The organism is Acidobacteriota bacterium (genome assembly GCA_009691245.1).
Classification (GTDB): domain Bacteria; phylum Acidobacteriota; class Terriglobia; order 2-12-FULL-54-10; family 2-12-FULL-54-10; genus SHUM01.
The window spans coordinates 1-8,180 of the sequence record SHUM01000091.1 but is presented as its reverse complement, the minus strand read 5'-3'; the positions used below and the strand labels follow the sequence as shown (position 1 = coordinate 8,180).

The 8,180-nt window shown below is 59.3% G+C and carries 8 protein-coding genes and 1 pseudogene; 2 read left to right on the top strand and 7 right to left on the bottom strand.

From position 1 onward, the window contains the following. From EXQ56_14435 to EXQ56_14420, 4 genes and pseudogenes are all read right to left on the bottom strand, one after another. Positions 1–150: pseudogene (locus EXQ56_14435) on the bottom strand (transposase). Between the two features lie 181 nt (positions 151–331). Beyond that, on the bottom strand, positions 332–544 hold the full coding sequence (locus tag EXQ56_14430) for a hypothetical protein (protein MSO21619.1): 213 nt from the start codon (positions 542–544) through the stop codon (positions 332–334). A 22-nt stretch (positions 545–566) separates the two neighbouring features. Further along, complete coding sequence (locus EXQ56_14425) at positions 567–2,738, bottom strand: CoA-binding protein (protein ID MSO21618.1); 2,172 nt, start codon at positions 2,736–2,738, stop codon at positions 567–569. A gap of 347 nt (positions 2,739–3,085) precedes the next feature. Further along, entirely contained in the window at positions 3,086–4,261 is a 1,176-nt protein-coding gene (locus EXQ56_14420; GenBank protein MSO21617.1) for a class I SAM-dependent methyltransferase, read from the bottom strand. A 127-nt stretch (positions 4,262–4,388) separates the two neighbouring features. On the opposite strand from EXQ56_14420, the gene EXQ56_14415 reads away from it, so the two are divergent. Further along, positions 4,389–4,610: a 2-oxoisovalerate dehydrogenase gene (locus EXQ56_14415; protein MSO21616.1), complete on the top strand. Its 222-nt coding sequence runs from the start codon at positions 4,389–4,391 to the stop codon at positions 4,608–4,610. Then, positions 4,607–4,765, top strand: coding sequence for a type II toxin-antitoxin system HicA family toxin (locus EXQ56_14410; GenBank protein MSO21615.1), 159 nt, complete (start codon positions 4,607–4,609; stop codon positions 4,763–4,765). The genes EXQ56_14415 and EXQ56_14410 overlap by 4 nt, the downstream gene beginning before the upstream one ends. A 123-nt stretch (positions 4,766–4,888) precedes the next feature. Here the strand turns inward: EXQ56_14410 and EXQ56_14405 are convergent, their stop codons facing one another. From EXQ56_14405 to EXQ56_14395, 3 genes are all read right to left on the bottom strand, one after another. Beyond that, on the bottom strand, positions 4,889–5,182 hold the full coding sequence (locus EXQ56_14405) for a hypothetical protein (GenBank protein ID MSO21614.1): 294 nt from the start codon (positions 5,180–5,182) through the stop codon (positions 4,889–4,891). Positions 5,183–5,378: 196 nt separating this feature from the next. After that, the gene (locus tag EXQ56_14400; protein MSO21613.1) at positions 5,379–6,878 is read right to left on the bottom strand and encodes a hypothetical protein; all 1,500 of its coding nucleotides are present in this window, start codon (positions 6,876–6,878) and stop codon (positions 5,379–5,381) included. Positions 6,879–7,034: 156 nt separating this feature from the next. Further along, positions 7,035–8,009 (bottom strand): hypothetical protein, encoded by a 975-nt coding sequence (locus EXQ56_14395; protein ID MSO21612.1) that lies wholly within the window; start codon positions 8,007–8,009, stop codon positions 7,035–7,037. Positions 8,010–8,180 lie beyond the last annotated feature (171 nt).

Sequence of the window (8,180 nt, the reverse complement as noted above, 5' to 3'; positions counted from 1 at the left end):
AGGGCTATAGGCCCCCGGCGCCGGGGGCCTATAGCCGAGCGCCGAGTGCGGCCTGCGGGTGTTGTACTGCTGCCGCCACTGTTCGATCACCACCTGAGCCTCCTTCAATGAATAGAAGATCTCTCCATTCAGACATTCATCTCTCAGCTTGCACCGTGATCCCGGCTTCCTTGCACGCTTGCGGCGTTGTCTTCCCGCTGGCCACCGCCACTTCAACCTGCCGCAACACCGTTACGATCTGCTCTGGTTTGTACCTCTACATCGGCATATTCAAATACCTCCTTCATGAGATTCTCTCTCACTTCGGCTGGTATCGAAATCGCCGGGCAGGTCAGTCTAAATGATGCTCCACAATCTTGACGATGTTGGGATGGTTGAGCTTGGATAGGCATCTTGTTTCTGTCTGAAACCGAGTCAGTACTGCTGGATCGTCATGATTCTTTAGTTCTTTCAAGGCAAACGACTTTCCGTCGGTAATTCGTTCAATAAGCCAAACGGTACCGAATCCACCTGCGCCAATTTCCTCGATTTTACGTATGGACATTTTTTGAAACCTCGGACGCGTCTTACTTCAGCACCAGCGCGGCGTCCACGGCGCGCACGCCTTTGCCCTTGGGCAGGACCATGACAGGGTTGACGTCCAGTTCCGCAATCTCGTTGCGGAAATCCTGCGCCACCTTGCCGACGGCGACGATCACCTTGGCGAGAGAGGCCACGTCGCGCTGCTTGTCGCCACGGAAGCCAGTGAGCAGCGGATAGGCTTTCGTATTTTTAATCATCTCGATCGCCTCGTCCATGTCAAATGGTGCGACGCGCAGAGAGAAGTCGCTGATCAACTCGACCATAATGCCACCCAGTCCCGTCATGACCGCCGGGCCGAAGAGCTTGTCCTGCTTGAAGCCAACCATCACCTGCACGGCATCGGTGATCATCTCTTCGATGAGCACGCCGTCGAGCCGGGCCTTCTTATTGTAGGCCTTCGCCTTTTTCATGATGTCAGCGAACGCAGCCTCGGCCTCTTTCGAGTCCTTCACGCCGAGCTTCACCCCGCCGGCTTCCGTCTTGTGCAGGATGTCGGCGGAGACGATTTTCATCACCACGGGGAAGCCCATCTTCTTCGCAATTTTAGCTGCCTCCTTCGCGCTGGTTGCGATCTGCCGCGCGGGGGAGGGGATGCCGTAGAGCGCCAGCAACTCTTTGCCCGCGCTCTCGGTAAGAGCCGTTGCGCCATTGGCCCGAGCCTGCGCGATGATTGCGCGCGCGGCGGCGAGTTTCTTTGCTGGTGTAGGAGCGATGGACTTGGGGGACGACTTGCGGGCCAGGTAGCGCTTGCGCCGCTCAACGTAGTTCACCAGCGCGCCGAGCGAGCGCACGCCGCGCCCCGGGTCGGAAAACACCGGAATGTTATTTTCGCGCAGAATCTTCACGGAGACTTCCGGCGCCGCGATCCAGTTGACGATGACAATCTTGTCCGTGCCGGCGGCGGCCTCGACAATGGTGCGCGCCAGCTCTTCGCCGTTGTGCAACTGCATGCCCAGGAAGATCACCAGGCAATCCACGTTGGGATCGGCCAGGGTGATCTCCAGGGGTTTCTTAAGCAGCGCCGGTTTGGCAACCAGTTCGGCCGTTACGTCCACGGGATTCTTCACCGTGGCGAACCCGGGCAGCACTCCGGGAGCGCGCAGCGCGGACATGGTCTCCTGCGTCAGCTCGGTTACTTTCAGGCCGACTTCCTCGCAGCGGTCGCACATCAGGCTGGCCGCGCCGCCCGAGATGGTGATCAGCGCGGTGCGATTTCCCCTGGGATACTTCGGCGAGGCGCAGATGTTGGCGAGATCGAACAGGTCCTCGACGTCATGCGCGCGAATCACGCCGGTTTGGCGGAAGACCGCGCTATAGACTTTGTCCGAGCCCGCCAGCGCGCCGGTGTGCGAGGCCACGGCCTGCGAGCCGGCTTCGGACTCGCCGACTTTCAGAATGATCAGCGGCTTGCCGGCCTCCATCGCCTCGAGCGCGCTGCGCTGGAATCCCGCGCCGTCGCGGGCGTCCTCCATGTAAGCGATGATGGTGCGCGTGGTGTCCTGTCGGACGAAGTAGGAAACGAAGTCGCTGAAGGCGATGACGGCTTCGTTGCCTGTCGAGACCCAGTAATCAAAACCCACGCCGGCATCCTGCGCCGCGGCGAACATGTAGGTGCCCAGCGCGCCGGATTGCGCCACGAAACTTACTGGGCCCGATGAAATTCTGCCGCGATCCATCGCTGAGTTGAAGGTGCCGATCACCTTCTCGCGCACTCCGATCAGGCCGGCGCAGTTCGGTCCGCCCAGCGCGATATGGCCATCCAGCGCCGCCTGTCGCAACTCGGCCTGCATCTTCACGCCTTTTTCGCCCATCTCGGCGAAGCCCGCGCTGAACACCGTTACCGCCTTCACGCCCTTGGCCGCGCACTCGCGGATCATCGCCGGCACGATTTCAGCAGGCAGACCCACCACGGCCAGATCAATCTCGTCCGGGACGGAGGCAATCGAAGGATAACTCTTCAGCCCCTGGACCTCCGTCTGATTGGGGTTGATCGGATAGATTTTTCCCTGATAGCCGTACTCTTTCAGGAAGCGCAGGGGACGCCCGCTGAGCTTGGTGGGATCAGTGGACGCGCCGACCAGCGCGATGGAGCGCGGCTTGAACATGGCGTCCAGATTGAACTTCGGTCCTGCTCCCTGCGGTTTTTCCTGAGACAAAGCGGGTTACCTCCAGCTATTGATAGCAATAAACGTCCTATTCAAACTATCTAGTATATGTGAAATTGCCTTGGTTGGCGATCCATTTGGGAACGGGGAAACGGGTCAGTTTGACGTCAGGGCACGACTTCAGTTGTGCCGGACCGACGCGATTGCCACATCGGTTTCAACCGCTGAGGTGCGATGTGCGAACGAAGAGAATAAGCCCGCCGGGGTTGAGAACCCCAGGGGTTAAAACCCCTGAAGTTGGGGCTGGCTATTCGGCACGACTAAAGTCGTGCCCTGACGTTTCATGAACTTCAAACTGACCCACTACCGGGAACGGTAGTTGGGAACGGTAACGGGCGTTATGAGGGCGGGCGAACGCAGAACTCCGGCGTCCAGTGTTTATAGCAATGCGGGGCGGGGCCGGGAGTGGCTCGCATCACGGCGATCATCTGGGTGGGCTTGATGGTTCCGGCGTCGATCATCTGGTCGTTTAGGTTTGCGACGCGGTCAATGAAGGCGATGTCCTCCGCGTTGGCGGGATCGAAGTTATGGCCGAAGCCGCGTTCCACAAAGATATCCGGCAGATTGCCGAAACCGACGAAACTCTCGAAGTGGAATTTCTTCACCAGCAACGGCAGGATGTCCTGCGCGCGAATGCCTTCGAACCCCACCTGTGAGCAATCCCAGTTTTCGTACATTTCTTCGTAGCGCGAGAGTTGATGATTGTACTTGTAGCGATCCGGCATGGCCCGCCACAGATCATGGACCACGGCCAGCGCCTCGGGCCAGCGCATGTGCCCGTTGCGGCCGATCATGTCGCAGGTGAGGAAGTAGCCGCTCTTGCCGATGGCCTTATATACATTGTCGAACACGGCTTCCAGCGGAACAATGTGGTGCAGGACGTGATTGGCCATTACCACCGCGTAGGGTTGCGCGGGATGCCACTTGGACAGGTCCACTTCCTGGAAGCGCATGTGCGCGCTCAGGCCAATCTGGCGCGCCGCCTCTTCGCCGCGGCCCAGCATGATGGCGTTGAGGTCGAGACAGTCGAGGCTGAAATTGCTGATGCCGCGGTCGAGCAACGCTTTTACGATGCGCGCTTCGGTGTCGCCATTGCCCGCGCCCAGGCTGGCCACGCGAAGGGTCTGGGCGGGATGGTCGAGTGAAACCTTGGCGATGTATTTGATGTAAAACTCATCCGGATTGCTTACTTCCATCACCTGCTCCAGCATGGGGCGCAGAAAACGGTTGGACCAGTAATGGAAAATCTCCGGCAAATCATGAACATTTAATTCCGTATTGAAGCGTGCGATCTCGCTGGCCACGCGGTCTTCATAGGTCAGTTCCGCCTTGGAGTCTTTCGCCTTGGTGTCAAGCGTTGCACTCTCGGGCGTGGATAACCCGTAGCGCAGGCAGTATGCCCCCGCGCGCGTCAGCAACTGGCCCGCCTCCAGCGCGACGCGGCGAATCAGGTTAGTCGGTCCGGGTGTCCGGCCATCCTGGCGATACGCGATTTTGTGTTGGATGCTTCCCATGTCGCCATCTATGATCAAGCGTTGGCGCGGAGATTTCAAGCGGAGATGCAGCGCCGGTAGTTTTCCGCTGGACGTAAAACATCAGAGCAGTTGATTACTCCAGCCGTGAGGCTGATTTTGGTATCAAATGAGCGAGATTACTTTTCAGGCCGAGCGCGATGAGGATTCAGGTTGGCTAGTAGCGTCCTGGGATGCTCCCGAAGGTGGCGGCATTTCCACGCAAGGTGAGGATTTGTGGGAGCTTCAAGAGCAGGTTACCGACGCAGTTGCTTGTCACTTCGAGGGCGAATCGGCTCCGCATCGTATTCGCTTGCACTTCATCAGCGATCCCCTATTGCTCCCCGCATGAAAATTCCTCGTGATCTTTCCGGCGCGGATATCGTCAAGGCTTTGCAGCGGCTCGGCGTCACCGTGCCGATGCACCACGTCGTGGCGGTCGGCACGCTGCAAAGCATTCTCCGGCAAGCTGAAGTGTTCCTGCCGGACTTGCTTAGCGCCTTGTAGGACCATTCCGTTCGAGCGCGACGCCAGACTCTCTCTGGTTGCAAAAAAAAGCAGTCAGCTTGCGCCGACCGCTTTCGTAACTATGCTCAAGAGCAAATGACAGGCAGTAACGCCGAGATGTGCCTACAGCTTGGCCAGCGCGGGGTAGATATCGTCGTAGGGTTTGCCGGGGACGGTGAGGCCCAGCTCTTCGAGGACTTTTACGCCCCAGGGCAGAGGGTCCTTGAAGCCCACCACGGAGAAGGCCCACAGCTTGTCCCAGCCGGCCAGGGCCTCGGGCTTGCGCGAGACTTCCACGCGCGCCACGCGCGCCAGATATTTGGTGTGTACGCCCGGGGAAAGATCACGCAGCGTCAGCACGATCTTCTTGCCCTCTTCGAGCGTCTTCAGGTGTTTCACATGCGCCATGTATTCCATGAATTCTTCTCCTTAATAATCTGGTATCGAATCTGATCTTGTTTGCGTTGTCATTCCGAACCCCGCTTGAGCGAGGTGAGGAATCTGCTGTTGCTTCGCTTCTCGAAAACCTGAAAAGCAGATTCCTCGCTTCCCGATAAATCGGGACAGGCCGCCCGGAATGACAACTAAAGTGGCCGTTTGGACTAATGGACAATTAGGACTGGAAGCCGTAGGCTTTCCAGTTGTCCAGCACCTGCTTCTTCACGCTATCGGGGTACATGGCGTTGAAGGTAGCCTTGATGGGAATTTCTGTCGGATCCCAGGACTGCGGCCAGGAGATGTCGAACGCGGCGACCGCGCCGGCGGAGCGTAGGCGCTCCTCGTGATCGTAGCAGGGCGTCAACTGCTGCGCGCCCTTCTCGACGTTCTTGATGATGGTGCCGCGGCCGGAGTGGCAGCGCGTGGACCAGGCGTGCAGAACCTCGCCCAGATTGAAGATGTCCACATCGTCCTCGACCACCAGAATCTTGGTCGGGTAGGTGCGGTTATCGGTGAGGCAATCGAGTATCTTCTGTGTGGTCTCGCGTCCGCCCTGTCCGGCCTTCACGCCAACGATGAACAGATGCACGGCGCCTTCAGAGGGAATGTACACGCCGGTAACGGGCAGTCCCGCGGCTTCCAGTTTGCGCTGCACGCCGATGCCGCCGCCGAGCGCGGTAACCGTCGAGCTGCAATCCTTATAGCCGGTGCAGTCCATGGAGAGCATGGGATTCTTCTTGTGCGAAATGGTGTTGACCTTCATCAGAATGCCCGAACCCATTTCGCCGGAACGATACCCGGGGTATTCGCCGTAGGGTCCTTCCATGGCGATCTGATCCGGCAGAATCTCGCCCTCCAGCACCACTTCGGCGCAGGCCGGGAAGGTCAGTTTGCTGTCGAGCGCCTGGAGCAGTTCAATGGAGCGCCCTGCCAAACCGCCTGCCAGCGAGGCTTCCGAGCGTCCCTTGCGAGTGCTGGAAGTGGCGGCAAGGTGGCTGGACTCATCCGCGCCGATCACGATGGCCACCGGCATGGGCTTGCCAAACGGCAGATACTTGGTGCGCAGCATGTGTCCCATGTGGCTGGGAGCAAACGGCCATCCCGAAAGAAAGCGCTTGTTGTGGACCATGAAGCGATAGGTGCCCCAGTTGACCCAGCCCGTGTCGGGGTCCATGGTAACGGCCATGCACCATGTGCCGAGATAGCGACCGCCGTCGCCGTCGTGAATCATGGGCGCGACCAGCTTGGTAACGTCCACGTCGTCGCCCCGGGTAATCACTTCGCGGCTGGGGCCGTCTTTCACGAGGGTCGGCTCAATGGGGTTCGCGTCGCGGCGAATGTACTCGGCGTAAATCTCAGGAACCTTGGCGTCGGCGCGCAGGCCCAGCGTGATGGCGGCGCGGCGCCAGGTGGAGATGGGGTTCACGAAGATGCTCTGGCCGGGGTACTCCTTAATATTGTTGAAGACCACGGCGGGGCCGTCGATCTCCGTCGCGCGTCGGCTGATGGCGCCCAGTTCCAGGTCCCAATCAACCTGTTTCTCGACGATCACCGCATCGCCGGTTTTCTTGCAAAGATCGATGAACTCGCGTTGATTGCGATGATTCACCGCGCTCGGTTTATCGTTAGACATTTCATCCCCTTCTTCGAATCGAATCATCGGAGTTGCCCACATCGCTGCAACTTGACACTTCTGAACACAGACCGGGCAGGCACCCCACCGGATGGAATTAGACTTAAATGAACAACACAGCGGAACCCTTAATTAAACTGTATAAATGGCAGGCGAGTCAAGATGTTGCTGGGGTGTCTGCTGATTTCTTCGGGCCTGCTAATTTTCTGGCGGATTCCAGTTCAGCAGCAGGTGGATGGGTTGCCCATCGGCTTCTTCCACCTCGGTATTGATCAGGAATCGGCCATCGGGCGCCACATCGTATTGTGGTCTGCTTCCCGCGCTCATGATGCGTGTCTGAAACAATTCCCGCGGCGTGCCTGGCTGCAGCGTCGCGTCGTGAGCCTCGATGGCGACGGCCATCAGCTTGGAGTCGCGAGAAATGAAGAATAGTTCTTTGCCGTCCGCCCGCCAGCGTGGCGAGACGCCTCCGTCCGTGGATACTTGCCACTGTCCGCCGGGGCCCGGAAAGGGTCGCACGAATATTTCTGACCGGCCCGTGGCGTTTGATTGATAGGCCACCCACCTACCGTCCCGTGAAAACGCTCCCTGCGATTCACTGGCTTCCGCTGTCCTCAGGAATGGGTAGGGTTTTCTGTCCCCGGTGAGTGGCAGGAGCATCAAGTCGCCGTTCGCCACATCTTCAGTTGCGTACAAGATGTATTTCCCATCCGGCGACCAGGAGTTAGGCCGCTTGGCTTCCGGCGAGTGCAGCAGGACCTCTTCATTTCTGGCTGCATCGGCCGGCTTCAAATAGAGATCAGGGGTTCCCATACGGGTGGACATAAAAACAACCTGCTTGCCATCCGGCGACCAGACGGGGCTGCGGTCGTCGGCCGGTGCAAAAGTGAAGCGTGTGCTGCGCGGACCGTCAAACAGCCAGATATCGCCGCTGACACGCACCGGGCCGCGCGTAATCCCGATGTGTTTGCCGTCTGGAGATATCTCCGGATTGAACAGCGCGGTAGATTCCGGCGGGCCGAGCGAACCGACACTGCGTCCCGCGCGGTCGAACCACACAAATTGCCGCAGGCCGCCCCCACCTGTCCTCCAAGCGACAACGCCGGCGGGAGAAACGGAGAACGCCCCGGCAGAGGTGGCTGGATCAACGCTCACCGATTCGGCGAGCAACACGGGATCGCCAACCAGTTGGCCACCCGCGTCAGTTCATCCTCATCGGCTCGCGGCGTCGATCGATATCGTTGCGTTCCTCGCCATTGCCCCAGCAGCCGGCAAGCGTGCCTCTGGCTGATTCCGTAATGGCTTTCAGCACGCCCTACCGCACAACGTCGCCGCTCAGGGCTT